We start from the raw sequence: 26,244 nt of genomic DNA on the forward strand, positions 1-26,244 counted from the left end.
CCCTTTTTTATGGCCTACGATTATTTCACACGGATGGCCGGAAACGATGTGACTATCGCTCCCGCTCAGGAGACAATCTGCGCCGCAGTCCAGCGTCTGGTTCGTGTTCATCGCGGGGCTGGACGGCGCTGGTATCCTTTTGCCATGCCACAACCCGGCCCGGAAAAGAATGCGATAGCGTTGCAGAGGTACCGCGCGTTACTGGACGTGGCGGACTCCATCGCCTTGCATCGCGATTTGAAGGGCCTGCTGCACGACCTTGCCGAACGACTCGCCTCAATTGTCAACTTCGATTGGATCGACGTCATCCTGTATGACCAGCAACGTGACGTTGTGCGGTCGTATTTGCTCGAGGGCGCGCAGTTGAAGGCGGCATCGCCAACCATGGAAGTGCCTGCCTGCCAGAGCATAAGCAAGCTGGTAATCGACTCCCAGCGCTCGATGGTGGTGGACGATATCGACCAGGTGGATGGCTTTCCGAAGTTGATGACCGCACTGCGGGGCGAAGGCGTGAAATCGATTTGTGTGTTGCCGCTCACAACGGCGCAGGGAAGGTTGGGCGCGCTTGGGTTTGGCTCGAAGCAGGTGGCGGCCTATCGGCAGGAGGATGCCGATTTCCTTCAGCGAGTAGCAACACATGTGGCGCTAGCCGTTTGCAACACCTTGAATTACGAACGCCTGCAGGAAGCGCAAGTGCAGTTAGCGCGCGATCGCGACCGCATACGCATGTTGCTGGAAATCAACAATGCAGTCGTTCGCAACCTGGAATTCCGTGAGCTCTTCGTTGCGTTGTCCAAGAGCCATCGAGACGTGGAACCGCACCACGATTACGCCAGCGTCGCCCTGTACGACGAGAGAACCGAACAGCTACGAATCTTCGCCATCGATTTCCTCAAGGGCAAGGGATTGATCGAGCATGATATGACTTTCCCGCTGGAGGGCGCGGCCGAGGGATGGGTCTTTCACTCTCGGCGACCTCTGCGCATGAGCCCTATCGATGTCGCGCGGTTCCCTTCCGACATCATGCGCAGGCTTGTCGCAGAGGGAATCCAGTCAGCGTGCTTCCTGCCATTGATTGCGAAAGACAAAGTGCTAGGCATCCTCACCGTCGCGTGTTTTCGTAGTAACACCTTCAGCGATGAAGACGTCGAATACCTGCGGCAGATTGCAAACCAGGTGGCTATAGGCGTGGAGAACGCGCTGGCGTTCCGCGAAATCGCTGTACTCAAGGACAAGCTCGCGGAAGAGAAGCTTTACCTCGAAGACGAAATCCGCACCGAGTTCAACTTCGACGAAATTGTCGGCGAGAGCGCCGCGCTGAAGCGCATTTTGAAGCAAGTTGAAACCGTTGCACCCACCGATGCGACCGTGCTGGTGCTGGGTGAAACCGGCACCGGGAAAGAACTGATTGCGCGCGCTATTCACCGGCTGAGCATGAGGTCGGAGCGCACGTTTGTGAAGCTGAACTGCGCCGCCATCCCGACCGGCCTGCTGGAAAGCGAGCTGTTCGGTCACGAGCGCGGCGCCTTCACCGGGGCCATTGCGCAGAAGATAGGCCGCCTGGAACTGGCACACGGCGGAACTCTGTTCCTGGACGAAGTCGGCGATATCCCGCTGGAACTGCAACCGAAACTTCTGCGCGCATTGCAGGAGAGAGAATTTGAAAGACTTGGCGCAACGCGGACGATCCGCGTAGACGCCCGGCTCGTAGCCGCGACAAACCGCGACCTGGCCGCGATGGTGAAGCAAGGTACTTTCCGCAGCGATCTTTACTATCGGCTGAATGTTTTCCCCATGCAGGCGCCGCCCCTGCGTGAACGCCCGGAGGATATTCCGGCATTGGTGCGCTACTTCGTCCAGAAGTATTCACGCCGCATGAATCGTAGGATCGAATCCATTCCCTCCGAGGCGATGCGCGCGTTGGCTGCATGTCCGTGGCCGGGAAACATACGCGAGCTGGAAAACTACATTGAGCGCGCCGTGATCCTGACGAAAGGCCCCTCGCTGCATGTTCCTCTTGCGGAACTGAAGACCGAGGCCGCAGGCAAAGAGACCGCCTCGCCCGTCACCCTGGAAGACGCAGAGCGCGCGCACATCGTGAACGTACTGCGTGAGTCGCGAGGGGTGATCGCCGGCCCGAACGGCGCTGCGGAAAGACTAGGGCTGAAGCGCACGACACTGCAATCCAAAATGCAGAAGCTCGGAATCTCCCGCTTGAAGTATTAACTCAAGTACCGAAATTGCCGCGATGGCGGTTGCGAAACTCTCCGTCCCTCTCACGCTCCATTCCCGGCCGCATCGATACTGCCGCAAAGCAAACAGGTTGCGACGCCGGGCACGCCAGCTTCGGGGTTCTATTTCACTGCTGGGCGAGCCAACGCCAGAGGACAATTAGTTCGTTCAACGCGAACAGTGTGCCGAATACCACCTTGTTGTGCCGAGCCAACCAGTTGGGCAGATAAATATCGAAATTGTCTGCTCGGTCGTCGGTGAATCGAGCCGCCCAATCTGTGAACGGACATCGGCCTTGATTTGCAGCGAGCACTGCGCATTCGCAGAGAATGGCTACCGTGAGGATGACTGCCCAACGGAACTGCCCGGCAAAAGCAAGAACCGGGAGCGCAACGATACACGCAGCTAGCACTGCCCAAACAGCCGTATGCAGAACCTTGATTCCGGTCAGGCTCCAATTGCGAAGAAAGGTCGGTTGAATGGATAACGACACACGGACACCTTGGGCGCAAAGTTTTGCCACAGAGATTATTCGACCAAGGTTCGCAGGTTATCGTGATTCTCCTCACCATAGCGCGTGACTAACATATTCAAAGAGAGAATGACTACATACCGGCACAGCGCCGATATTTAGGCACCCATCCGGAGCCACTATGCCTCCGATGGAACCGTTATGCCTGCAACGTAAACAAAACAGACGGTATAGGCGGGACGGGATTTCGGCAAATATGGACGCTTAGTTGCACTACAAGAAGCGCACAATGGCGATTGTCCCACGTATCACGAGAGGCGCGTCGGAACGGCGATGCTAAGAATCACGGTACAGAGCGACTCGTCGGGAATGGTATTTCGTCTGGAGGGCAAGCTGAGCGATGCTTGGGTTGCGGAACTTGGGAAGGCTTGGCGACTAAACAGGGTATTCCCTGACCGCAGTGCAGTGCGAGTTGATCTGACAGAAGTTTCGTTCGTAGATGAAGAAGGCAAGTCTCTGCTGACCGGATTTGCGAGGCAGGGCGCAGAACTCGTCGCACGCGGCCCGATGATGCGAGACCTTGTTCGGAAAATCGAGGCGCACGCACAAGCTGCGCGACTGGCACCCGAAGGTGTCCAGCAGTTTTCACTGAAGAGGAGACTGAGTCAGTGCGGCTAAAGATCGCCGCGCACTGATGCGACAGGATTCCCCACCACTATGGCGGAGGTGGGGCGGGCAGATCGGCTGACTGCTTCAAGAGACGGGAGCACTGGGCCTGCCGATCTGCCCATATGTTTTTTCTTTGGCCATGCTATGGCCGAATGTTCTGCTCTCCGGAGACTTTCGGCTGCATTGACGGGCAGCTCAAGCCGCCTGTTCGGAGTGCTACTTGAGGCCGGCGCGCGCATCTATCACTACGAGCCTTCGATGATCCGTACCAAGTCGCTGATCGTGGATGGATTGTGGCCGGTCGCCGGCTCAACCAGCTTAGTGCATAAACGCCAGCAATGATGCCCAACGGCATGATCCGCATTGTCACCTACAACATTCACAAGTGCCGCGGCCTGGATCAGCGCGTCGTCCCGTCGCGCGTTGCCGATGCAATCCGCCAGACCGGAGCTGACATCGTCGCCATGCAGGAAGTCGTGCGCGTGCACGACTGCGTGGCGGAGCATGACCAACTCGCATTCATCGCGGGGCAGCTCGGCATGAAAGATTTCTGCTTCGGCGAGAACAGGAAAATCCTCACAGGCGTGTACGGGAATGCGACGGCCAGCAGGCTAAAGATTGTTCATTCGCAGAACTACGACCTGTCACACTCCATACGGGAGCGGCGCGGCTGCCTGCGCACGGATGTGCGACTGCCGAACGGACGCCTGCTTCACCTCCTCAACGTACACCTGGGAACGGGATTCATGGAGCGGCGCGCACAGGCGCGTTTGATGCTAAGCCCGGAGGTTCTGCTGGCACCCGATATGCAAGGGCCGCGAATCATATTAGGCGACTTCAACGAGTGGACGCGCGGGTTGGCGACCAAGATGCTCGGCGCGAACTTCGCCAGCGCAGAGCTTACGCCACGGCAATGGCGCGTACGCAGCTATCCTGGCTTCGCTCCAGTGCTGCATCTCGATCATGTCTACTACGACGGCCAGCTTAAGCTTAAGCGCTTCTACATGCATCGCTCGCGCACGGCGCTGATCGCGAGCGACCATCTCCCGCTCATAGCGGAATTTGAGATGTAGGCCACAACTGCTTACATCAGTAGCGAAGCAGATAAAGTTAAACCGTCGTACGCGCCGTGTGATTCAGAGGGTCACTATCGCTGCAACTTGCGATCCGTACTCGTGCCCCGCTTCCTCGCCGCGCAGGACGCGCAACACACCTTCTGCCAGCGCCTGCAACTCGTCTTCGCCCGGATACACAAGTACGGGCGCGATCCATTCAACGTGCGCCTTGAGTGCGGCAACAAGCTTTTCAGAATGCGCCATGCCGCCGGTGAGCAGGATGGCGTCGAGGCGTCCGCGCAAAGCCGCTGACATAGCGCCAATCTCTTTTGCGATCTGGTACACCATGGCATCGAAGACCAGCTCGGCGTGCTCGCCCCCAGCGCTGATGCGGCGTTCGACCTCGACCAAGTCCTTGGTGCCCAGGTACGAGTAGAATCCGCCTTCGCGGAAGAGCATGGCCTCGATCTGCTTGTACGTGTGTTTGCCTGAGAAACACAGCTCGACCAGCTTCATGGCCGGTACGGTTCCGGCACGCTCGGTGGAGAATGCGCCTTCTTCTCGCGAGTTGGTGACGTCGATCATCCGGCCATCTTCATGCGCAGAGACGGAGATGCCGCTGCCAACGTGCGCAACGACCAAGCGCAGGGCGGAGTAGGCGACGCCACGCTCGCGTGCGTAGCGCTTTGCCACGGCCTTGGTATTCAGCGCATGAGAGAGGCATTGGCGCTCGAGTTGCGCCGAGCCCGAAAGGCGCGCCTTCTCCGGCCACTCATCCACGCTGACGGGATCCACGACGTACGCATCGACTCCGGCATCATCGGCAATACCCTTCGCGATGACCGCGCCGAGGTTGGATGCGTGCTCGCCGCGTTCGGCGCGGCGCAACTCCTCGAGCATCACATCATTCACGCGATAGGTTCCGCTGGCGAGCGGCTTCAGCAAGCCGCCGCGTCCGGCGACGGCGTCGATCTGCGACAGCTTGAATCCGCGCTGTTCAAGTTCGGCCTCGATCAGACGCCGGCGGAAGTCGCTTTGCTCCAGAATTGCGCGACCCTTGAAACACGCCATTTCTTCATCACTGTGCCGCAGCGTCTGCGTGAAGACCGGCTGATCGCCCGCGTAAAGTGCGAACTTGGTGGATGTGGAGCCGGGATTGATGACGACAACGTTCGACGCGACAACGCTTGACACGGCAATGTGCGACGGCGCTTTACGCTCCATGAGCCAGTACCCCCAATGCGACCGAGTTCAACTTATCGTCCACGCTCTCTACCCGCGAAGGAATGAGGATCGGGACGCGCGCGCCAACAATGACGTGCGCACATTGCGATCTCCCGAGATATTTAACGGCTTTGCCTAGCAGGTTGCCGGCTTCGATGTTGGACACGATCATGCAATCGGCGTGGCCCGCGACGGGGTTGGTAATACCTTTGGCTTTCGCCGCCGATTCGAGCAATGCATTGTCCAGCGCGAGCGGTCCATACACGTCCGCCTCGCCGAATTCGCCGCTGGTGCCCAGCTCGCTGAGCAGTTTGGCGTCAATGGTGGAAGGCACAGAGTCCGTGACAACCTCGGTGGCGCTCATGATTGCAATCTTCGGCCGCGCAATCCCAAGGGCGTGCATCACCGTGACAGCGTTCAGGACGATCTGCTTCTTTTGTTCGAGCGTTGGCGCGACGTTCATGCCTCCATCGCTCATGCCCACAAGGCGCGTCTCTCCAGAAAGCGTGTCTTCGTAGAGCAGCACGTCGCTGAGCAGGCGGCCAGTGCGAAGTCCGTTCTGCTTATCGAGCGCTGCCCGCAGAAGTTCGTCCGTGCGCAAGTGTCCTTTGAGCAGAATGTCCACCTTGCCATCACGCGCCATCTGCGAGGCGGCGTTCGCGGCAAGAGCTGGCTCAGGTGCATGGATGAACTGAGCTTTGTCGAGCAACTGAGGCGTGCCCACCTGCACGAGTTTGGCCCGTATGCGTGACTCGTCTCCGAACAAAACCGCTACGGCGATGCCCTGGTCCGCGGCGCTTGCGGCTGCAAGCAGCGCGACTTCGTCATCGGCCACGACGACACCTACTCGCTTGGGGCCCGCGGCCTGTGCGCGTATGCGTAACTGCTGGAAATTGGCGATGGCGGTGCCGGAGCACTCGATGGCGGGAGTAGGCATCTTCGTCCTCACTTGCGGAAACGTTCCACTCTAAAACCTATTTGTCTACAACCTTTTGAAGATGACGCGTAGACGGCCAAAACGTCTGTGTCATACGTCACCTCTGGGGGCGACATCGTATCAACAACGCGGCTCCGAGTAACCTGACTTGCTCGTGCGCAGATTTGCGTCATGTTATGCGGGAAATCACGCCCGGCGGTGCGAGATTTGCCCCGTTTCTCGACCTGCAACTCAAGAAATCATGAGAACATGAGCCCTAAGTAATTGAACGCAGGGGTGAAACAAGCACGTTTAATTCCAGAGTATTGGCTAAAGAATTGCGCTAATGGAGATGCACGGCATTTCGAGAATCTACGCTCTTTTTTTGAGGTCCTTATGCGAGTCGAAGACGAGACTACAAACGCCATCCCGCAAGCAGGGTTAAGAATCAAGATCGGCGCGGTTGCGCGTCATTTCAATATCTCGGTGGATCTGTTGCGTTTGTACGAACGCGAAGGATTGCTGATTCCCATCAAATCTCAGAAGGGGACACGCTATTTCACCGAACAGGATTATGTCTGGATCGCAACCGTGTTGCGATTGGTGCGCGAGGCACGCCTGAACTTTGCCGGAATTCGTCATCTGCTCGCATTGCTGCCGTGCTGGGAGATGCGGCAATGCGGCTTCGAAAAGAATGGCAACTGCCCGATCGTGAAAGATTCAACGGCTCCGTGCTGGACGAATCGCGTGTGCTGCCGTCCCGGCGAAGTGAAGGATTGTTATGGTTGCAGCGTGTATCGTTCAGCCCCGCAATGCGAGAACCTGAAAGCATTGTTAGTAGTAAGCCCTATCCACAACTGACAGGCTGCTGAAATGCTTCTGGGGGAGACAATCGTCTCTCCCCCAAACATCGTCGACGAAAACTTTTCTCGCCGCTACTGCTCGCGTTTTGGAATAACACCGCCAATTTCCGTCCGGTCTTGCGGCGCACTGTGACGTACGTCAGCGCCGCGCACCCAGAAGATAACGTCTTCCGCGATATTGGTGGCGTGGTCGGCCACACGCTCGAGATTGCGCGTGATCAGCAGCGCATCGAGATACTGCTGCGTGTGTTCCGGGTCTTCTTTCATCCGGTGTACCAGTGCGATAAAAGCCTCGTCCTTCATGCGGTCGACGATGTTGTCCATCTCCAGCACGGCCTGCGCCAGTTCGTCCTTGGCGTCGATGAAGGATTCCAATGCGCGCTGCACCATGGTGCTCACCGTGCCGGCCATGCGCGCGATGTCCACCGGAATATCTACCGGCGGCTGTTGCAACATATCGAGCGTGCGCTGCGCGATGTTCACGGCCTGGTCGCCGACGCGCTCCAGATCGGCATTGATTTTGAGTACGGCGACGATGAAACGCAGATCGGAGGCCATGGGCTGCTGCATCGCGAGCAGGTCGATAGCAAGTTCGTCGATCTCGCGTTCGATACTGTTGATGGCTTTCTCGCGCTCGAACACCACCTGGCACGGTTTCGAGTCGCGCTTCTGGTAGCCTTCGGTGGCGCGCTCCACGGCGTGCTCCGCCATGCCGCCCATGTTCAGCAGCTTCTGTTTCAAGTCAGCCAGCCCTTGCTGAAAACGGCTTCGTAAAATCATCCAAACCTGCCAGTGATGTAGTCTTCCGTGCGCTTGTCGGACGGAGTGGTGAATATCTTTTCAGTCTTATCGAACTCGATGAGCTTCCCCATTAGGAAGAAGCCGGTTTGGTCAGCCACTCGTGCCGCTTGCTGCATGTTGTGGGTGACGATAACGACCGTGTACTGCTCTTTCAATTGGAAGATGAGTTCTTCAATTTTACCGGTCGAGATCGGATCGAGCGCCGAGGCGGGTTCGTCCATCAATAAAACTTCCGGCTCCACGGCCAGGGCGCGTGCGATGCACAGGCGCTGCTGCTGGCCGCCCGACAGGCTGGCACCTGACTTCTTGCGAAGGTAGTCTTTCACTTCGTCCCACAACGCCGCCATCTCCAGCGAGTGTTTCACGACTTCGTCGGTAGCCTGCCGATTGCGGTAGCCGTTCAGTTTCAGTCCGGCGGCTACGTTGTCGTAAATCGACATGCTTGGAAACGGATTCGGCTTCTGGAATACCATGCCAATGCGTCGTCGCACGTCGACAGCGGCGGTTCCGTTACCGTAAACGTCGATCTCGCCGACACGAACCTTGCCATCAACCCGCGCTCCCGCGATTGTTTCGTGCATGCGATTGAGGCAGCGAATAAACGTGGACTTGCCGCAGCCGGACGGTCCGATGATGGCCGTTACCTTGTTCGGCTCAACGTGCATGTCGATCTGTTGCAGCACCTGGCTCTTGCCGAACCAGGCGTTGAGGCTATTCACCTCTATTCCTACACCCATTCCGATGGGCTCCTTAAGATTCCGCTACCCTTCGGGCAGCTCGTTTTTGATCTACGCAGAGTGCCGCATCATGCCGCGACTGGCGACCAGACGCACTATTGCCACCGTGCCAACTATGAGCGCGATGAGCACGAGAGCTCCCGCCCAGGCCTGCCGATGCCATTCATCGAACGGCGAAATGGCGTACGTGAAGATCTGTAATGGCAAAGCGGCGGTGGGCTGATTCGGCTTCAGACTCCAGAACTGGTTGCCGAAAGCGGTAAACAACAGCGGCGCAGTCTCGCCGGCGACACGCGCGAAGGCCAGCATGACTCCAGTGATAACCCCGGAAGCCGCCGTGCGCAATGAAATCGAAACCGTGCTGCGCCACTGTGGAATGCCCAGGCCGAGTGCAGCTTCGCGAACACTGAGCGGCACCATCAGCAACATTTCTTCGGTCGTGCGCGCAATCGTCGGCACCATCATGATGGCCAGCGCTATTCCTCCAGAGAAAGCCGAGAAATGTCCCTGCCTGAGCACCACGAGTGAATAGACCGCTATTCCGATCACGATGGAAGGTACGCCGTTGAGCACGTCAGCCGTGAACCGAACGTAGTTCGAATATCGATTACGACCGTACTCGGCGAGATAGACGCCCGCGCCGATGCCCAGCGGCACGCCGATAAGGCTGGCAATCCCAAGAATCAGTCCTGAACCGACGATGGCGTTCGCCATGCCTCCGCCGAGTTCACCAACCGGTTGCGGGGTGTGCGTCAGGAACTCTATGTTGATGGAGCCTATGCCCTTGTAAACCAGATATGCGAAGACTGACACGAGAGGCGCAAGCACCAGAATGGCAGCGAGTGCGGCGGCAAAAGTCGCAATGTGGTCTTTCAGTTTGCGGAAGATTCCGACATTCCGCATGGGTGCGGCGTTATTGTGCATGGACCCCCGCAGGCGTTCCGCGAGTTATCGACCAGACCAGCAGGCGCGCCAGGCCGTTCACGATGAGCGTCACGATCAGCAGCGCGAGCCCAATCTCGACTAGCGCACTCAGGTAAAGGTCATCGGTAGCTTCGCTGAATTCATTGGCGATAACACTGGCCATTGTGTATCCAGGCGCGAAGAGCGACTTCGCAATCTCCGGCCTATTGCCGATGACCATTGTTACAGCCATGGTTTCGCCGAGCGCGCGTCCCAGGCCGAGGATGATGGCTCCGAGAACGCCGGCACGAGCATTGCGCAGGACGCCGATGCGAATCATCTCCCAACGCGTGGCGCCAAGCGCCAGCGCCGCTTCGCGCTGATGCTGCGGAACAGCGACCAGCACCTCGCGAGTAATGGAAGAGATGATGGGGACAATCATGATGGCAAGCACGATTCCGGCGGCCAACATGCCAATGCCGTAAGCCGGTCCGTCGAACAGGCCTGTCCAGCCCAGCGTGCGCGCCAGCGCAGGCTGCACACGTTCACGCAGAAGAGGGGCAAGAACGAAGATCGCCCAAAGACCATAGATAACGCTTGGAATCGCCGCCAGCAACTCGACCATGAAGGAGAAAATGCCGCGAACTGACCGCGGGCACATCTCGGTGATGAAGACAGCGACACCAACTGAAAGCGGTACGGCTAAGAACAGCGCGAGGAGCGAAGAAACGATTGTTCCGTAAAGGAAGGGCAGCGCGCCGAATTCGCCGGAAACCGGATCCCAGTTGGTGCCGGTGAAGAACTTGAACCCGAATTGCAGCAGCGATGGCTTCGACTGGGAATAGAGTTCGAGCAACACAAGAACGACTATGGCGAGCACCGAGAGCGAACATGCCAGCATGGCGTACTTGAAGGCGTTATCGGCAATTCGGCTGGAACGGCTGGTTGTGAGCAGAAGCCGCCGCGCGCGCATGACCGGCCGTGGCACATTCTCCAGGTTCGGCACTGGAGAACTCGTCTGCACAGGCGGCACCGGCCGCGGGAATGAATGCTCTGTGTTGGACTTACTGAAGTTCACCCTTCAACGCTAACAAAACATTGTTACAGGACTGTGAAATCCCAAGATGAAATGGCCTGCTGCACCTTAATCCGTGAGTGCGGCAGCAGGCCATTCGATTCTCTTGTTCCCGGCGCAGTCTGTTTTGGCTACGCCGGAGGCTTGCACAAACGGGACACCCTGGTTGGGGAGTCCCGGAAAACTTCAGAACGAGTAGATCAGGTCTAGTTGGCCACGCTTGAGGAACGGCTCGTGACCACCGGGGACTGTAAGTGAAGAGAAGCCGTAGGGCTTGCCGCCGGCAAAACCGAATGCCGAAGTATTAGCCAGCGTGGTGCTGAGTGCGCGGCCGATCCACTGCGTGTAGCCGAGAGTAGTGTTCGGCGCAACCTTCCATGAACCGAAGATGCGGTGCTGCAACACGTTTGTCGGGAAGCGCTGATCGCTCTCCACGAATGAGGCGATTACCGCATCCTGCTCCGAGCGGGTGAACGAATATCCGAACTGCACGTCGTTCTTGTTCTTCGTCTGGCCCAGGCTGGCTTCCACGAAGTACAGGTGCGAGTTGTCGCTAGCGGCGTTCAGGTTCTTCAAATATTCGCCCGTCAGGTTGAAGGGCATCTTCTCCATGGGCGTCTTGAAGACGTTCGCCACGATGATGTCCGAATACAGGAATTGCGAGCAGAACCGTGGCAGCAGGGTCGTGCCAACCGTTTTGGTGCAGATCGCATTGGTCATGCCGTTCGGGGCGAAGCCGGTCGTGTTCACCGCGGTTGGAGTAGCAAGCTTGCTGAAGTCCAGAGAGTTACCGCCGTTCACCAGGCTGGCAAAACCGTTCACGAGCGAGTCAGGGTTGCGGAAGTTCAGGATGGTGTACGACGGCGTCATCGACCAGAAGCTTCCAATCTGCAACTTCGAGGAGATGCTGCCGCCTACCGCCCACGAGTCGTTACTGAAAGTCGGGAAGCCCGATGGCAGGGTCGAGGTGAAGTTGTTCTTCGTATTGTTAACTTCGTTCAAGAGCAATTGCATACCGGTCACGGTGAGGTTCTTGACGACCGGGTTCTTGATGTCGAACGAAAGTTTCTCGCTGAAACCTTCGGGGTTGATATCGGGGTCGAGGCTCGCGTTTGTGCGGGTCCAGGTGTAAGCGAACTTCCCGCCTGTCAACGACAGCCACTTGTGCGCGACCGGGTTGTAGGTAATGTAACCGCGGTCAAGCGACACCGGCTTGCGCTGGAAGGCGTCGCCGAGAGTCGAGTTCGTTGAGGTCGGATCATTCGTTGCACCGGAGGCAATCGCAATACCGGCAAGGAAGTCCTGGTTCAGCTTTCCTTCTACGCCGAGACGCAGGCGAACTCGAGGACGATGGCGGTCAGCGGTCCCATCCTGCAGGAAATTCTCGTAACGAACACGAACGTCGCCCGTCCAGCGGAAGCGGCCGAGCGTGCTTGCGAGTTCGCTAACCTTTTTCTGGTCATCCTGCGTGCTGGTTGCACTATTGGTCAGCGTGGTCTTCACGTCCGCCATGTCGCTCTGCAACTGGGTGAAAGCGGGTTTCTGCTCGGTGGCGGAGTTTTCCACGGCCGCGGCCTTGGTCTGCGCATCGCGCGCGGCACTCTGCGCCTCAGCAACCTGACGCTGTGCATCCTGGAACTGCTGGTCGCGGCGCTGCATCTCCTGCCGCAACATCTCAATCTGCTGCTGTTGTGCGGCAAGCGCGTCGCGCAGGGCCTTCACGTCTTCCGCAGTGACGGCTGGCGCAGCCACCTTTCTGGTTGTGCGCTGCGTCGTCTTCTTCGCATTCGCACCTGTCGTCGGGTTGGTCTGCGCGAATGCCGTGGCGCACATCAGTAGCAGCACCGCAGTCTTCTTCAACGCTGGCATCATCTCGTGACTTTCCTCTCTTCAGAACTGCTTAAGAAACCGTTGCCTACGTGTGCCCGCCACTTGGCGTGCGGCTTACCGAACCTGCTTCACCGTTGCGCGAACCTTTTCGATCACGTCTTTCGGCAGCGGTGCATAGGTCAACTGCGGCGTCATTTTCTGTCCTTCGTCCAACATCCAATTCAGGAACTCGCTCATGATCTTGCCCTTCCCCGCGTCTTTGGACTGTGCAGAAACAAGCAGCCAGGTGAAACTGGCAATCGGGTAAGCGTCCTTTCCGGGAGCGTTCACGATGGACACGCGGAAGTCGGCTGGCATCTTGGCGGAAGCCGCTGCTGCCGTGGTGCTTTCCAGTGTGGCCTTTACGAAGCTTCCCGCCTTGTTCTTAACGGTGCCGTACGGAATTTTGTTTTGAACGGCGTAGATCAGTTCGATGTAGCCGATGGAACCCTGTAGCTGCCGGATCATGCCTGCGACACCTTCATTGCCTTTCGCGCCCATTCCAACAGGCCACTTCACGCTGGTGCCCTTGCCGGCCGAGCTCTTCCACTCCGGACTCACGCTGGAGAGGTAGTCGGTAAAAATGAAGGTTGTGCCACTGCCATCCGAGCGATGCACCACGATGATTGATTGGGCGGGCAGGTTGACGCCGGGATTCGCTTTCGCAATCTGCGGATCGTTCCAGCTTGTGATGCGGCCCATGAAAATTCCGGCGAGCACTTCGGGCGTGAACTTCAGTTCCGCACTCACGCCGGGCACGTTGTAGGCCGGAACGACGGAGCCGAGCACAGTCGGGATATGCAGGATTTTCGTCTTCGCCTGCGAGAGTTGTTCGTCCGTCATGGGACCATCGCTGGCGCCAAACTCAACGGTTCCGGCCAGCACCTGGCGGATACCGCCGCCGCTGCCAATCGACTGATAATTGATCTGAACGTTGGGGTTCTTCTTGTGGTACTCGCTGAACCACTTGGAGTACATCGGATACGGGAAGGTGGCGCCGGCGCCATTCAACGTGGTCTGCGCGGATGCCAGCGTGGCCAACAGCGCCATGAACAGCATTAACTTGAAAGAGCGAATCACTCGTCAATCCTCCTTGATCTCTGCTGAGTCAATTAGTAGCTGCGGTGTGTTACAGCAGAGTTACAAGGAAGTGAAATTCATGTTACATGCGGGGAACGCGCTACGCGATGGCGCGCCCGATTGTCACTGGTACTGCTATCGGCGCGTGAGATGAAACGAATCCCGTTCGTAGCAGCACAGCTTCCGGAACTGGCGCCCACGCCAGTCAGGCACGCGCTCTCCGCCGTGGTTCAATCTCAGTCGGTGGAGCGATCGGCTCAACTCGAGTCAGCTCTTTGACACCGATCAGGTCTAGCATCAGCGTGTGGCGCGGGCTGGGGCAATGCCACACGAAAATCAGAGCAAAGTAAACCAGAGCCACGACTGCAATCACGAAGAGGACGTCGGCCGGGAATACCGGGACAGAAACGCCGTAGGTGCTTGCCGGGGGTTCCTTAAAAGTACCTTGCGGAGCAGCGGAGATGAATGAAACAGCATTCATAACTACCTCCCGCACTTACTATTTAAGCGCGGGATTGTTACATGGATATGAACACACGGTGAATTTGCAGTTCCCGGCTCCGGACCTCAGCGGGAGTGCTCGCCCTGTTGCCGGCGCAGGTGCTCAATAAACATCTGCTCGACAGGACGGTCGTAGCTACGGAGGACGTGCCGGACGGTGTGTCCGCTGACGAGGTGGCAAACTTCTTCCGCCATGTTCTTCGTATGGTCGCCTGCGCGCTCAAGCTCCTGCGCCATGAAAACAACGTGGAAGCTCTCCTGGCGCGTATCGTCCGTCGCAGGCTCGAGATGCCGCAGAACTATCAGATTGCGAAGGCGATCAAGTTCGGAGTCGGAGCGTAACACATCCACCGCAGCGTCCAGGCTGCGATTGCTAAACGCACTCTGCACGGTGGCGACCATGTGCTCAAGCCGCGAGGCCATCCGCGCCAGGTCCTCCGCATCCTGACGATCGATCCGCTGTGCCACCGAATCAGCACGATTCGCGAAGCTCAGCAGAAGATCGCCGATACGTTCCAACGCGATGACAAATTTCATGCAAGCAAGTAATTCGTGGGCTTCCGGCGCGCTGACCTGAGTGATGGTTGTGGTGACCAGATCATCAACATCGCGGTCCAGCCCGTCGAGGTCGCGCTCATACTTGCGCACAGAGGCGAGCAGTTCTTTGTTGCCCGTTGCGATACCCTGGGCGGCAGCGGTAGCCGCCTCATGAGCCAGGCGAAATGCCTCCAACGTCAATTCCACCAGGTGCGATCTGTTGCTATTCATGATTGCCGCCGCATTCATACTAACCCCGATTCCACTGCACCCAGCTTAAGAGGGAGCCGGTTACGGACAGGTTAGAGGCAGATTAACATTATGTAAAAACTCAGGCGTGCGCCGTGGCTTCCGCCGTCCGTAGCATGAACGCGAACGTTGAGCCGTGGTGCAATTCGCTTTCGACCCGAATCGTCCCGCCGTGCGCCAGCACGATATGTTTTGCAATTGCCAGCCCAAGACCGGTACCACCGCTCTCGCGCGAGCGGGCCGTGTCCACGCGATAGAAGCGCTCGAAGAGGCGCGACAGGTGCTCGGACGAGATGCCCGGCCCGAAGTCGCGCACGAAGAATTCAACTCCAGCTTCCACATCCCTCGCGCCGATGACGATGCGGCCACCCGAAGCGGCATACTTCAAAGCGTTGTCGATAAGATTCGTAAAGACCTGGAAGATGGCGTCGCGATCCACGCCCACCAGTCTCGTCGATCGATCGTCGATCTCCAGCAAGACTGCACTCGCGCCCGTCTCGGAAAAGTTCTGCTGCGCATCGCGCAGAAGTTCGCTTGGGGCCAGCGGCTTCAAATCGAAGTGCTGCTCGCCGGATTCCACGCGCGCCAGCACCAGCAGGTCCTCGGTTAAACGAGTCATGCGAGCAGCGTTCTTGCGGATGATCTCAAGAAACTCACGCGAACCCGACTCCGGGGGTCCATCCAGCAAAGTTTCTGCGTAACCCTGGATGGAAGTGAGCGGAGTACGCAATTCGTGGGAGACGTTGGCGATGAAATCACGCCTGGTCTTCTCCACGCGTTCAATATCGGTCAAGTCGTGCAATACCGCGACGGCCCCGCCTGCCGGCATGGGTGCCGCAGTCACCTGGAACATGCGCCCCGGAACGATGCTGGTTGCGCGCGCCGAACACACAGCACGCGTCGTCATCGCAGTGCGCACCGTCGCCAGCAATTCTGGATCGCGCACGGTCTCAACCAGCGCGGAGTCTTGACGAACGCCGAGCAGCCGTTCCATACGCTGGTTCGCCCATTTCACGCGAGTGTCGGCCCCGACGGCGATCACGGCTTCCTGCATACCATTGAGAACGGCTTCGAGTTCACGCCGGCTGGTTTCCACGGCGGCAAAGCTTTCCTCAAGTTTGTGTGCAGTCGCGTCCAGCACTTTAGCGACCTGCGCGATCTCATCTGACGAGCGCTCGTCCAGGCGCGCAGAGAGATCTCCCTCGGCAACCGTTTCGGCGAAACGAACAATGCTCTGCAGGCGTCGTGTGATGCTCTGGGCCGCGATTGCGGCGAGCAGCATCGCGAGCAGGATGGCCAGAATCGAACTGAACAGCAGTGTGCGTCGAATCTTTCGCGTCGTTGCAGCTATCGATTGCAGCGGGTACGCCAGCCTCACGGCACCGCCATTCACCGGAGCCGCGATGTAGAGGAAGTCGATGCCGATCGTATGACTTCCGCGCGTGGATATCCCGACACGGCCGCGAAGCGCCTCCGCAAACTCCGGACGCGTACTGTGGTTTTCCATGTGCGCAGGATCGGCTTCCGAGTCGGCAAGCACCCGCCCGGTGGAATCGATGACGGTGGCGCGCGCATCTGCCGCTTTCGCGGTCTCGGCTGTGGTCTTCTGTACGGCGTGTTGCGAGTCGGCCTGGACGCTGCCGGCAAACATCAGCGTCTTCTCGCGAAGCGAGCGTTCAATCTCAGAGTAGAGCGACTCTTCCCACGCACGGCGGATACTGATGTCGAGCGTCAAGGTCGCGGCCGCGATGACCAGCACGAACGCCGCAAGCGTTTTGAAGAAGATTCGGCTTCTCACTTCGGTGCCTCAAAGCGGTAGCCTGCCCCGCGGACGGTCTTCAGAAACCTTGGATTCTCTGGATCGCGCTCGATCTTCTCGCGAATGCGCCGCACGTAAACGTCCACCGAACGCGGCGTCACGTACGCAGTATCGCGCCAGACGGCATCGAGCAACTGGTCGCGCGTAAAGACGCGTCCCGGATGCCGCGCCAGGTAATCAAGCAGCCGGAATTCGGTCGCAGTCGTTGGCACCTGCTTGCCGCGGACGGTCAGGATCATGGCTCCGGTGTCGATGTTGATGTCACCGGCTTCCACGATTTGCGGCGGCAGTGGGCGCTCGAACCGGCGCAGTACGGCCTTGATGCGCGCCACCAGTTCGCGAGGGCTGAAAGGTTTGCTGATGTAATCGTCTGCGCCGAGTTCGAGGCCGAGCACACGGTCGCTTTCGCCTGTCTTTGCAGTCAGGAAAATGACCGGCGTCATCGCGATGGATTGCGTCTGCCGTATACGGCGGCAAAGCTCGAAGCCGTCTCCGCCGGGAACCATGATGTCCAGAAGAAATAACGAAGGCGGGTCTTTCTCGGCTTCCAGGACGACACTGGTCAAAGCCGAGAACGAGCGCACGAGGAAACCGGCGCCCTCGAGGTTATGGCGTATGAGACGGGCTATGTCGGCGTCGTCTTCAACCACGAATATCGTGGACTTCACACGGGTATTGTAGCCGCACGCCGGGTACAAAGCATTGGCTGACTGCTCTCTGCCGCCGCTTTTTAACCAATAATTAACATGGCGACAATAGGTATAGCGTCGCTAATGAATCGTCAGCTCAGGCAGGCTTGCGTGGAACGGAGTCAGGATCTCCGTCCCGGCATCCGTGATTGCCACCATGTCGCAGTGGCGGATTCCGCCATAACCGTCGATGTATACGGCAGGCTCAATGTTGAACACCATGCCTGCTGCAAGCGTTTCCTGCGAGGACGGGTGCAGGCGGGGATGTGCGTTGGCCGAAATGGCAGCGAATCCGACACCGTGCCCTGTGCTGTGCTTGAAGGCGTCAGCCAGCCCCCGCTGTCGCAACACCTCGCGTGCCGCGTGGTCCACGTCGGCAGTCTTCGCGCCGGAACGAACCTCCCGCAGGGCCGCCGCATGAGCCTGCATTACTGCCTCGTATAGAACCTGCTGACGCTCATCGGGCTTGCCAAGAACATAAGTGCGCGTAATGTCCGTCCAGTAGCCGTCTGCGTACGAATTGCAGTGCAGCAGAACGAAATCCCCAGGCTCCAGGTGTCGATAACGCGAACGCGCATACGCTCCGAACGCCTTCGCCGAGTTGGGTCCACTCATGCAATAGGCGAAGCCGTCGGCGCGTTGTACCCCCGAGCTAGCGATGGAACCAGTGCTCAGGCCGGCCCGGAACAGCACAGCTATCTGCTGCTCATCCATGCCTGCGCGCAGGTGCTCGCGTCCCTTCGCGAAGGCGCTCTGGGCGATGCTGCACGAGCGCCGAATCCGCGCAATTTCGAGCGGCGTTTTCGTCGTTGTCAGGCGCTGAAGAATGTCGTCGGCGGGCGCGAGCGCCGCCGAGGGTGCCGCCGTACGTAGCAGGTTGACCATGCTGCAGCCGAAGATATTCATCGCCGCATAGGAGGCCGGCTCTGACGCGGGTCCGAACTCATAACCTATGCGTGCGCAGTGTACCTTTAGCTTCCGCGCCAACCGGCGCAGCCCTTCGGCGGCAGACTCCACCGGCGTCGTCAGACGCTCTAGTGAGTTCGGAGGATATGTTTCAATCGCAGTCGCCCACCCTACGGCCGTCAGTTCTTCTTCGTCTTCTGGCGCGAGAATTGCCACTTCGCCTTCGGTGGTTACAACAGCGATGCTCTTACCCACAACCGGCCAGTAGCCAGTCATCATGAGAACGTGTGCAGGTAGCGCGCAAATCAGCGCGTCGAGCTCGTTCTCCTTCAAATGTTGTTGCAGGAGCGCGATACGCTCCGGGTTAGTCACGGCTTTGCCGTCGTCGCTCACTTGCGCCTCATCGCCCAGATGAGCGCGCCACCCGCAATCACCGCCAGTCCGGCCGCAGCCCGCAACGTAACCCGCAAGATGGACAGCTTCCGCTCTCGCTCCTGGACGGCGACGATCTCCTGCTCTGGGAATTGCTTCGGAACAGATTGCTCGCCGTGTAATGCCATCTGCATGACCTCCGCCAGGTGTAGCGCGTGCCGGTCGGAGGTTTGCGCAATCTGTTCGCGGCAACTGAAACCATCGGCCACGATGATGGTCTCCGGCGTGGCGCGTTCGAGCAGCGGCTTCAGCTCGATCTCTGCAATCTTCATCGAAACGTCGTACTTGTCTTTCTCGAAGCCGAACGAGCCTGCCAGACCGCAGCAACCATTATTGGGTATTTCACAATCCAGCCCGGCTCTCTTCAGCGCGGCCTCTTCTGTATCCATGCGGAACAGGGCCTTGTGATGACAGTGACCCTGCACGATGGCCTTCCGATGTAACGGCGGCGGTGCGAAGTCTTTCGCGTGCTGCTCCAGGAAGTCGCTGAAGATATATGTCTGGTCGTGCAGCCGCTTCGCGTGCTCGTCGTTGGGAAACAGGTTCGGCATCTCATCGCGGAAGACCGCCACGCAACTCGGCTCAAGTCCGACGACGGGAATGCCGGAATCGATTGCGTCGCCCAGGACGTCGAGCGTTCGGCGGATCAAGCGCTTCGCGCGATCGAGCATTCCAAAATCGTAGAGCGGCCGTCCGCAACAGAGTCGCTCCTGCGGCACAACGACCTGGAACCCGGCAGCCTCAAGCACTTCGACAGCTGCCCTCGATGTGTGCGGCAGGAAGTAGTTGTTGAAGGTATCCGGCCACAGGAGAACTTTTGGGCGACTGCCGTTTCGCACTGGACGTTCACGAAACCACTTCTTAAACGTGACCGGAGCGAAGGCGGGGATTTGACGCTGCTGCGGCATTCCAGCAGCAAACTTTGCAATCGCACTCAGGCCAGGCGTTTGCGTCACGAGGTTTGCGATCCCCGCAAAGTTCGAGGCAAGCGCGGCCCAAATATCCACGTTCCCGAAAGCATAAGCGTGGCGCGGACGGATGCGGCCCTCGTAGTAGTGCGCGAGAAACTCAGCCTTGTAGGTCGCCATATCCACGTTGACCGGACAATCGCCTTTACAGCCCTTGCAGGCAAGGCACAGGTCGAGCGATTCACGCACGCTTTCATCGCGCCAGCCATCATGGAGCACATCGCCCTTCACCATTTCGAAGAGGAGGTGCGCGCGACCACGCGTCGTATGCATCTCTTCCAGCGTCGCGCGATAACTCGGGCACATGGTCTTGCCCTCATGCCGACGGCACTCGCCGACTCCTACGCATCGCAGAGCCGCGTTCGCGAAACTCCCATGATCCTCGGGATAGTGGAAGTGAGTCTTTGGCTCCCATGGGCGATAATGCTCGCCCAGCCGGAGATTGTCGTCGAGACGATATGCGCTCACCACCTTCCCTGGATTCATCTTCCATTCCGGATCCCATATGGATTTGAACTCGCGAAATGCTTCGATGAGTTCCGGCCCAAACATCTTGGGCAACAGTTCGGCGCGCGACTGCCCGTCCCCGTGTTCGCCACTGAGCGAGCCTCCGTAGCTGATCACAACGTCGGCGGCCTCCTCGACAAATGATCGGTAGTTCGCGATGCCGTCCGCGCTGCTCAGGACGAAGTCGATGCGCGTGTGAATGCAGCCCTGGCCGAAGTGTCCGTAGAGTGCGCATCCATAGCCATGCTTCTCAAGCAACTTGCGGAAGTCGCGCAGGTAAGCACCGACCTTATCGGGCGGAACCGCCGAGTCCTCCCATCCTTCCCATGTGACCGGTTCTCCGGGGACGAACGCCGTCGCACCAAGGCCCGACTCGCGTATCTCCCAGATCATCTGCTCCTTTGTCCTGTCGTCGTAAAGTTGCATCTTCGGCGCATTCGGGCTGCCGCGCAGGGCATCGATCATGCGTCTGCCCTTGTCGTCCGATTCATCCCTGGTGTCCCCGCCGAACTCAACCAGCAACCATCCGTTTCCCTCCGGCAGCAGGTCGAGGTCGCGAATGTGCATGTTCTTCTTCTTGATGTAGCTCACCAGGTGGTCGTCGATACCCTCGCAACCGATTGGCCCGAAGCTCATCACCTCGGGAATGTGATCTCCGGCCGAGTAAACGTCCGGATAGCCGAGCACAACCAGCGTGCGCACGGCTGGGTTCTTGACCAGGCGCAGCTTGGCTTCATTCACAATGACGCAGGTGCATTCCGACCCGACGAGAGCGCGCGCGACGTTGAAGCCGTTCTCCGGAAGAAGTTCGTCGAGGTTGTAGCCGGAAACACGTCGCGGAATCTTCGGATAGCGGTCGCGCACGAGTTGCGCGTAGCGGTCGCGCAGCGCCTTGAGGCGTCGGTAAATGTCTCCGCGACGGCCAGCTTCGCGAATGACCTTCTCGAGTTCGTCGTCCGACGTGCGCCCCACGCGCATTCGGTGGCCGTCGTAGGTAACGATGTCGAGGTCTTCGACGTTGTCAGACGTGCGCCCGGCCATCACCGAGTGCACTCCGCAGGAGTTGTTGCCGATCATGCCGCCGAGTGTGCAATGGTTGTGCGTCGCAGGATCGGGGCCAAATGTCAGCCCGTGGAGGGTGGCTTGCTTGCGAAGGTCGTCGAGCACAACGCCGGGCTGCACGCGCGCATAGGAGCCGGCTGCGTTGATCTCAAGCACGCGGTTCATGTACTTACTAAAGTCCATTACGACTGCCACGTTGCAGCACTGCCCCGCCAGACTGGTTCCTCCGCCTCGCGCCAGCACGGGCGCACCCACTTTCCGGCAGGCTTCCAAAGTCGCGAGCACATCGTCTGTGCTGCGCGGCACGACCACACCGATTGGCACCTGCCGATAGTTCGAGCCATCCGTCGCATAGAGCGCGCGGCTGCCATCGTCGAAACGAACTTCTCCCTCAACGCGGCTTAGTAACATCTGCGCGAGTTCGCCTGCCACGCCGCTCCATCGCGTGGGTGGTGGCGTGGGGGAAAGGTTAAGGTTGTTCTTGGCGATGGAAACCAGATCTGAGGACATTCGCTCTCCTTCTAAATCGGCATAGAGTCGTGAGAAGAGTGTCAGGCAGCGTAGCGCTCGGCATCGGCGCGCTTGAGTTCCAGGCCAAGCCCAATGCGTGACATGTCCGGCGCAAGCTCTCCTTTCACGAGCCGTGGAGTGCCGTCGAACAACATCTGCTCAATCCGGACGTGATCGTGAAAATATTCGAGATGCCGCACTGGCGTGAGCGCGCAGCCGAGATGCGTGTGCAGAGCAGGCGCTGTGTGCGCCGAAAGAGCAAGGCCGTGAGCTACGCACAAGGCGGAGGCTTGAAGGAAGCCCGTAATGCCACCGCACCGCGTCGCATCCGCCTGGAGAACGTCCACGGCTCCGGCATCCAGCATGCGGCGGAAATAGTAAGCGTCGTAGCCGTATTCGCCAGCTGCGATGTCCATAGCTGCCGGCGCGCGGTCGCGAATCAGCCGCAATCCTTCAAGATCATCCGATGAAACGGGTTCTTCGAACCAGCGCACATCGAAGGCAGCGAAGCGTTCCGCCTGAGCAATCGCCTGCTTGCGCGAGTAGGCCCCATTGGCGTCCACGAACAATTCGATGTCTGGCCCAATGGCGGCCCGCGCACTCCTGACGCGATTTCCATCGGCGACAGCATCGCGCCCAATCTTCATCTTCACCATCCGTATGCCCTGCTGGGCCCAGCCATCGAGTTGCGTTTGCAACTGCTGGTCGGAATACGAGGTGAATCCGCCGCTGCCATAAATCGGTACGGAGGAGCGCACAGCCCCGCAAATCAAAGTGACTAACGGGACTCCGAGCAGGCGCGCCTTGAGATCCCACAGCGCGGAATCTACGCACGAGATGGCCATGCTGCTGATGCCAGGACGTCCCAGGTTCCTGATGCGGCGCACCATGGCCCACCAGGCCGCTTCTGTAGACATCGCATCCATCCCCTCAACTACAGGCGCGAGTGTCGTTCCGATCAGTTTGGCCGTCGCAAGGTCGGCATACCCATAGCCGAGAGAGGTCTCGCCCCCGGCTTTCGCACGTATCACCACAAGGGTCGTGCGATCCCACTCGAGCGTGCCATCCGATTCTGGAAGATCAGTAGGGATGGTGAATGCGTCCACCTCGATCTGCTCGATTGCAACTTTGTTTCCGCGGCTTGTGAGGACGTTAGCCATCGTTGAATGAGTTCTTCATCTATCTAGATGGTACGGTCTGATGCGCAGTTGGCAGCGGAATGGCGGAGCGATGCTGGCGGCTCATCAATTGCCGGAGCTACTTAGTCGCTTAGTCGCTGAGCTACAGCAAAAATGCGTCCTCCTGAGCGAGGGCGTTAGCCCGAGTCGAAGGATCCATTTTGCCAGCTTCGTGCTGATCATAGGGTCCTTCATAGGGTCCTTCGATTGCGCGACTGCGCTCAGGAAGACAATGAAGGCAGAAGAACTGAATTGATATCGCAGTTGATGTAGAAGCGATTGTGGGCAGCGGAGTTCGATAAAGACTGCCGGAAGAAGATTCAGCGCGACAATTAGGGCGGCAGAAGAAGGAAGCCCTAAGGCTCCCCGATTGGCGACCGCCGGCGTTCGTTACTGGCCGTAAGTCCCCCACGCGCGACTGAGATAGTCCGTCATACTCAGCGCTAGGAGAATGCCGAGCCAGAAGATGCCCGCAATGATTACGGCCATCGTTATTTTCGGCGAGTAGCGTACTTCCATGAAGAACAACACGACCAGCAAGGCTTTGATGGTCGCTATGGTTAACGCGATGACGGCGCTAAAAGGGCCGAGATTGATGAGCGAAACGGCCACCGTGATGCCAGTGAGGATGAGCAGTGTGACGAACACGCCCATAAACGTTTTGACAGTTGCAACAGGCTCAGACATTCGTTTCCCTCAATGCTTGTGGCTGATCAAGTAGAGCAGCGGGAACAGGTAGATCCAGACCACGTCAACAAAGTGCCAGTACAGGCCGGTGATCTCCACCGGAGTGTGGAACTCGGACGAGTAGTGCCCTTTCCACGCGAAGTATGCGATTGTTCCCACGACGCAGATGCCGATGATCATGTGCAGCGCGTGCAGGCCGGTCATGGCGAAATACAGGGAGAAGAACAGTTGCGTATGCCGTGGGTCAGGGCCGTCGAAATGGAAATTCGGCCCAGGAAACTCACCGGCAATCCAGTGCTCGTGGTACTCCACGGCCTTGATGCCAAGGAACACCAATCCAAGCATGATCGTGAGGAGCAGGAACAGAACAGTCGCGCGCCGCCGGTTGGTTTTCGCCGCGTGTACGCCGAGCACCATCGTTACGGAACTGCAGATGAGCACAGCCGTGTTCAGCGCGCCAAGCGTGATGTTCATCTTCTGGCTGCCCGCGACGAACGCGTCGAAGTACGACACGCGATAAACCAGGTATGCGCAGAACATGCCGCCGAAGAACATGATTTCGGTGACAAGGAACAGCCACATGCCAAACGCGGCAGTCTCACGCTGCTGTTCCATGTCAGCGAAGTGATGCTGAAGTTGATGCTGATTCGTGGCTGGATGGCTAGCCGGCAACCTCCACCCCCTTCTCCTCAGAGATCTCGTCGTAGTTGTAGGCTTCCCAGGTCACAATGGGCGTTTCTTCAAAGTTGTAGGTTGGCGGTGGAGAAGACGTGCGCCACTCGAGTCCCGCTGCATTCCACGGATTCGGACCTGCGATCTTCCCGTAACGCAATGACCATACAAAATAGATCATCGGCAACACGTAGCCGACCGCCAGGATCGAAGCGCCTGCCGTCGACAAGACGTTCAACACCTGGAACTCTTCGGGATATGCGGCATAGCGGCGAGGCATGCCCAGGTAGCCAAGTAAGAACTGCGGGAAGAATGTGACGTTGAAGCCGACGAAGATCAGCAGCGCTGACAATTTGGCCCAGCCTTCCGGATACAAACGGCCGGATATCTTCGGCCACCAGAAGTGCAGTCCGCCCAGGTAGCCCATGACCGCACCGCCCACCATGATGTAGTGGAAATGCGCCACGACGAAGTAAGTATCGTGTACGTGAACGTCGATGCCGATCGACGCCAGGAACAATCCAGTCAGGCCGCCGATCGTAAATAGCCCGATGAACCCGAATGCGTACAGCATCGGAGTATCGAAGTGCACGGAACCCTTGTAGAGCGTTGCTGTCCAGTTGAACACCTTCACCGCGGACGGGATCGCCACCAGGAAGCTGAGCAGCGAGAAGATCATCGCCGCGTACACCGAAATTCCGGCAACGAACATGTGGTGCGCCCAAACCAGGAAACCGAACACCGCAATGGCTACGCTGGCGAGCGCGACGAAGTTGTATCCAAAGATGCGCTTGCGCGAGTAGCAGGCCACAATTTCGCTGATCACCGCCATGCTTGGCAGAATCATGATGTACACGGCAGGATGCGAGTAGAACCAGAACAGGTGCTGGAACAGTAGCGGGTCGCCACCGAGTTGCGAGTTGAAGATGCCGATGTGGAACAAGCGCTCCAGCGCGACCAGCAACAGGGTGATGGCGATGACAGGCGTGCCCAGAACCATGATGACGCTGGTGGCATAATGCGACCAGATGAACAGCGGCAGACGTCCCCAGGTCATGCCCGGCGCGCGCATGCGGTGAACGGTCACCATGATATTCAGTCCGGTAAAGATCGACGAGAATCCCGTGATGAACACTCCGATCGCCACCGTCACCACGTTAGTATTCGAGTACGTGGTACTGAAAGGCGTATAGAAGGTCCAACCCGTATCCACACCGCCGGTGACCATACCGTAGAGCGCCACCACGCCGCCCAGCATGAATAGGTACCAGCTCGCTAGATTTATCTTGGGAAATGCGAGGTCCTTCGCGCCCACCATCAGCGGCACCAGGAAATTACCGAGGACCGCCGGAATGGATGGGATCAGGAAGAGGAACACCATGATGATGCCATGCATGGTGAATACTTTGTTGTAGTTGTCCGACTGCATCAGGTCGCTTGCAGGCGTCAGCAACTCCAGGCGGATCAGCATCGCGAAGAAGCCGCCGAGGAAGAAGAACAGCGTGATAGACATCAGGTAGAGCAAGCCGATGCGCTTGTGGTCCGTCGTCAGCAGCCAGGACTTGATACCGTAATTGCTGTTCAGGTAATTCTGTTGCTCGACTGGTTGTACCGTCGTTGCCATTGTTACG

The 26,244-nt window shown here is 58.5% G+C and carries 24 protein-coding genes; 5 read left to right on the plus strand and 19 right to left on the minus strand.

Annotation, left to right across the window (positions count from 1 at the left end; all coding sequences use genetic code 11):
* Positions 1 to 9: 9 nt before the first annotated feature.
* Entirely contained in the window at positions 10 to 2,226 is a 2,217-nt protein-coding gene (locus VN622_09580) for a sigma 54-interacting transcriptional regulator (protein HWR36105.1), read from the plus strand.
* 133 nt (positions 2,227 to 2,359) lie between these two features.
* Here VN622_09580 and VN622_09585 read toward each other — a convergent pair whose 3' ends face one another.
* Positions 2,360 to 2,755: a hypothetical protein gene (locus VN622_09585; GenBank protein HWR36106.1), complete on the minus strand. Its 396-nt coding sequence runs from the start codon at positions 2,753 to 2,755 to the stop codon at positions 2,360 to 2,362.
* 282 nt (positions 2,756 to 3,037) lie between these two features.
* On the opposite strand from VN622_09585, the gene VN622_09590 reads away from it, so the two are divergent.
* The 3 genes from VN622_09590 (at position 3,038) to VN622_09600 (ending at position 4,446) form a co-directional block, all read left to right on the plus strand.
* A complete protein-coding gene (locus VN622_09590) occupies positions 3,038 to 3,382 on the plus strand; it encodes a hypothetical protein (GenBank protein ID HWR36107.1) in 345 nt (114 codons plus the stop codon).
* 174 nt (positions 3,383 to 3,556) lie between these two features.
* A complete protein-coding gene (locus VN622_09595; protein ID HWR36108.1) occupies positions 3,557 to 3,715 on the plus strand; it encodes a hypothetical protein in 159 nt (52 codons plus the stop codon).
* The gene (locus VN622_09600; protein HWR36109.1) at positions 3,712 to 4,446 is read left to right on the plus strand and encodes an endonuclease/exonuclease/phosphatase family protein; all 735 of its coding nucleotides are present in this window, start codon (positions 3,712 to 3,714) and stop codon (positions 4,444 to 4,446) included. Before VN622_09595 ends, VN622_09600 begins: the two co-directional genes overlap by 4 nt.
* 63 nt (positions 4,447 to 4,509) lie before the next feature.
* On the opposite strand, the gene buk is transcribed toward VN622_09600, so the two are convergent.
* Positions 4,510 to 5,652 (minus strand): butyrate kinase, encoded by a 1,143-nt coding sequence (gene buk / locus VN622_09605; GenBank protein ID HWR36110.1) that lies wholly within the window; start codon positions 5,650 to 5,652, stop codon positions 4,510 to 4,512.
* On the minus strand, positions 5,642 to 6,589 hold the full coding sequence (locus VN622_09610; protein ID HWR36111.1) for a phosphate acyltransferase: 948 nt from the start codon (positions 6,587 to 6,589) through the stop codon (positions 5,642 to 5,644). Before VN622_09610 ends, buk begins: the two co-directional genes overlap by 11 nt.
* A 375-nt stretch (positions 6,590 to 6,964) precedes the next feature.
* Here VN622_09610 and VN622_09615 point away from each other — a divergent pair, with 375 nt between their 5' ends.
* Positions 6,965 to 7,429, plus strand: a complete 465-nt coding sequence (locus tag VN622_09615) for a MerR family transcriptional regulator (protein ID HWR36112.1) — start codon at positions 6,965 to 6,967, stop codon at positions 7,427 to 7,429.
* A gap of 74 nt (positions 7,430 to 7,503) precedes the next feature.
* Here the strand turns inward: VN622_09615 and phoU are convergent, their stop codons facing one another.
* The 16 genes from phoU to ctaD all read right to left on the minus strand — a co-directional run bounded on the left by phoU (position 7,504) and on the right by ctaD (position 26,237).
* The gene (phoU, locus tag VN622_09620; GenBank protein HWR36113.1) at positions 7,504 to 8,211 is read right to left on the minus strand and encodes a phosphate signaling complex protein PhoU; all 708 of its coding nucleotides are present in this window, start codon (positions 8,209 to 8,211) and stop codon (positions 7,504 to 7,506) included.
* A complete protein-coding gene (gene pstB / locus VN622_09625; protein ID HWR36114.1) occupies positions 8,208 to 8,969 on the minus strand; it encodes a phosphate ABC transporter ATP-binding protein PstB in 762 nt (253 codons plus the stop codon). Before pstB ends, phoU begins: the two co-directional genes overlap by 4 nt.
* A gap of 51 nt (positions 8,970 to 9,020) precedes the next feature.
* Positions 9,021 to 9,893: a phosphate ABC transporter permease PstA gene (gene pstA, locus VN622_09630; GenBank protein HWR36115.1), complete on the minus strand. Its 873-nt coding sequence runs from the start codon at positions 9,891 to 9,893 to the stop codon at positions 9,021 to 9,023.
* Positions 9,883 to 10,845 (minus strand): phosphate ABC transporter permease subunit PstC, encoded by a 963-nt coding sequence (gene pstC, locus VN622_09635; protein ID HWR36116.1) that lies wholly within the window; start codon positions 10,843 to 10,845, stop codon positions 9,883 to 9,885. Before pstC ends, pstA begins: the two co-directional genes overlap by 11 nt.
* 288 nt (positions 10,846 to 11,133) lie before the next feature.
* Positions 11,134 to 12,819, minus strand: a complete 1,686-nt coding sequence (locus VN622_09640; protein HWR36117.1) for a putative porin — start codon at positions 12,817 to 12,819, stop codon at positions 11,134 to 11,136.
* Between the two features lie 72 nt (positions 12,820 to 12,891).
* Complete coding sequence (gene pstS / locus VN622_09645; protein HWR36118.1) at positions 12,892 to 13,896, minus strand: phosphate ABC transporter substrate-binding protein PstS; 1,005 nt, start codon at positions 13,894 to 13,896, stop codon at positions 12,892 to 12,894.
* Between the two features lie 205 nt (positions 13,897 to 14,101).
* Positions 14,102 to 14,377, minus strand: coding sequence for a hypothetical protein (locus VN622_09650; protein HWR36119.1), 276 nt, complete (start codon positions 14,375 to 14,377; stop codon positions 14,102 to 14,104).
* A gap of 86 nt (positions 14,378 to 14,463) precedes the next feature.
* Positions 14,464 to 15,165 carry a PhoU domain-containing protein gene (locus VN622_09655; GenBank protein HWR36120.1) on the minus strand — a complete coding sequence of 234 codons (702 nt, stop codon included), beginning with the start codon at positions 15,163 to 15,165 and terminating at the stop codon, positions 14,464 to 14,466.
* A 100-nt stretch (positions 15,166 to 15,265) separates the two neighbouring features.
* The gene (locus VN622_09660; protein HWR36121.1) at positions 15,266 to 16,981 is read right to left on the minus strand and encodes an ATP-binding protein; all 1,716 of its coding nucleotides are present in this window, start codon (positions 16,979 to 16,981) and stop codon (positions 15,266 to 15,268) included.
* Positions 16,978 to 17,670 (minus strand): response regulator transcription factor, encoded by a 693-nt coding sequence (locus VN622_09665; GenBank protein HWR36122.1) that lies wholly within the window; start codon positions 17,668 to 17,670, stop codon positions 16,978 to 16,980. Before VN622_09665 ends, VN622_09660 begins: the two co-directional genes overlap by 4 nt.
* 102 nt (positions 17,671 to 17,772) lie before the next feature.
* Entirely contained in the window at positions 17,773 to 18,990 is a 1,218-nt protein-coding gene (locus tag VN622_09670) for a Xaa-Pro peptidase family protein (protein HWR36123.1), read from the minus strand.
* The gene (locus VN622_09675; GenBank protein HWR36124.1) at positions 18,987 to 21,977 is read right to left on the minus strand and encodes an FAD-linked oxidase C-terminal domain-containing protein; all 2,991 of its coding nucleotides are present in this window, start codon (positions 21,975 to 21,977) and stop codon (positions 18,987 to 18,989) included. The genes VN622_09670 and VN622_09675 overlap by 4 nt, the downstream gene beginning before the upstream one ends.
* 140 nt (positions 21,978 to 22,117) lie before the next feature.
* On the minus strand, positions 22,118 to 23,236 hold the full coding sequence (locus VN622_09680; GenBank protein ID HWR36125.1) for an enolase C-terminal domain-like protein: 1,119 nt from the start codon (positions 23,234 to 23,236) through the stop codon (positions 22,118 to 22,120).
* A 408-nt stretch (positions 23,237 to 23,644) separates the two neighbouring features.
* Positions 23,645 to 23,941, minus strand: coding sequence for a cytochrome C oxidase subunit IV family protein (locus VN622_09685; GenBank protein ID HWR36126.1), 297 nt, complete (start codon positions 23,939 to 23,941; stop codon positions 23,645 to 23,647).
* Between the two features lie 9 nt (positions 23,942 to 23,950).
* Entirely contained in the window at positions 23,951 to 24,556 is a 606-nt protein-coding gene (locus VN622_09690; protein ID HWR36127.1) for a cytochrome c oxidase subunit 3 family protein, read from the minus strand.
* Between the two features lie 46 nt (positions 24,557 to 24,602).
* On the minus strand, positions 24,603 to 26,237 hold the full coding sequence (gene ctaD / locus VN622_09695) for a cytochrome c oxidase subunit I (protein ID HWR36128.1): 1,635 nt from the start codon (positions 26,235 to 26,237) through the stop codon (positions 24,603 to 24,605).
* Between the last annotated feature and the right edge of the window lie 7 nt (positions 26,238 to 26,244).

The sequence above is a fragment of the Clostridia bacterium genome, assembly GCA_035561135.1.
Classification (GTDB): Bacteria; Acidobacteriota; Terriglobia; order Terriglobales; family Acidobacteriaceae; genus DATMYA01.

What these genes read in the sequence shown, in the direction of transcription:
- VN622_09580 (HWR36105.1), top strand. Translation starts at nt 10, where the DNA reads ATGGCCTACGATTATTTCACACGGATGGCCGGAAACGATGTGACTATC.
- VN622_09590 (HWR36107.1), top strand. Translation starts at nt 3,038, where the DNA reads ATGCTAAGAATCACGGTACAGAGCGACTCGTCGGGAATGGTATTTCGT.
- VN622_09600 (HWR36109.1), top strand. Translation starts at nt 3,712, where the DNA reads ATGATGCCCAACGGCATGATCCGCATTGTCACCTACAACATTCACAAG.
- buk (HWR36110.1), bottom strand. Translation starts at nt 5,652, where the DNA reads ATGGAGCGTAAAGCGCCGTCGCACATTGCCGTGTCAAGCGTTGTCGCG.
- VN622_09610 (HWR36111.1), bottom strand. Translation starts at nt 6,589, where the DNA reads ATGCCTACTCCCGCCATCGAGTGCTCCGGCACCGCCATCGCCAATTTC.
- VN622_09615 (HWR36112.1), top strand. Translation starts at nt 6,965, where the DNA reads ATGCGAGTCGAAGACGAGACTACAAACGCCATCCCGCAAGCAGGGTTA.
- phoU (HWR36113.1), bottom strand. Translation starts at nt 8,211, where the DNA reads ATGATTTTACGAAGCCGTTTTCAGCAAGGGCTGGCTGACTTGAAACAG.
- pstB (HWR36114.1), bottom strand. Translation starts at nt 8,969, where the DNA reads ATGGGTGTAGGAATAGAGGTGAATAGCCTCAACGCCTGGTTCGGCAAG.
- pstA (HWR36115.1), bottom strand. Translation starts at nt 9,893, where the DNA reads ATGCACAATAACGCCGCACCCATGCGGAATGTCGGAATCTTCCGCAAA.
- pstC (HWR36116.1), bottom strand. Translation starts at nt 10,845, where the DNA reads ATGCGCGCGCGGCGGCTTCTGCTCACAACCAGCCGTTCCAGCCGAATT.
- VN622_09640 (HWR36117.1), bottom strand. Translation starts at nt 12,819, where the DNA reads ATGATGCCAGCGTTGAAGAAGACTGCGGTGCTGCTACTGATGTGCGCC.
- VN622_09650 (HWR36119.1), bottom strand. Translation starts at nt 14,377, where the DNA reads ATGAATGCTGTTTCATTCATCTCCGCTGCTCCGCAAGGTACTTTTAAG.
- VN622_09655 (HWR36120.1), bottom strand. Translation starts at nt 15,165, where the DNA reads ATGAATAGCAACAGATCGCACCTGGTGGAATTGACGTTGGAGGCATTT.
- VN622_09675 (HWR36124.1), bottom strand. Translation starts at nt 21,977, where the DNA reads ATGTTACTAAGCCGCGTTGAGGGAGAAGTTCGTTTCGACGATGGCAGC.
- VN622_09680 (HWR36125.1), bottom strand. Translation starts at nt 23,236, where the DNA reads ATGGCTAACGTCCTCACAAGCCGCGGAAACAAAGTTGCAATCGAGCAG.
- VN622_09685 (HWR36126.1), bottom strand. Translation starts at nt 23,941, where the DNA reads ATGTCTGAGCCTGTTGCAACTGTCAAAACGTTTATGGGCGTGTTCGTC.
- VN622_09690 (HWR36127.1), bottom strand. Translation starts at nt 24,556, where the DNA reads ATGGAACAGCAGCGTGAGACTGCCGCGTTTGGCATGTGGCTGTTCCTT.
- ctaD (HWR36128.1), bottom strand. Translation starts at nt 26,237, where the DNA reads ATGGCAACGACGGTACAACCAGTCGAGCAACAGAATTACCTGAACAGC.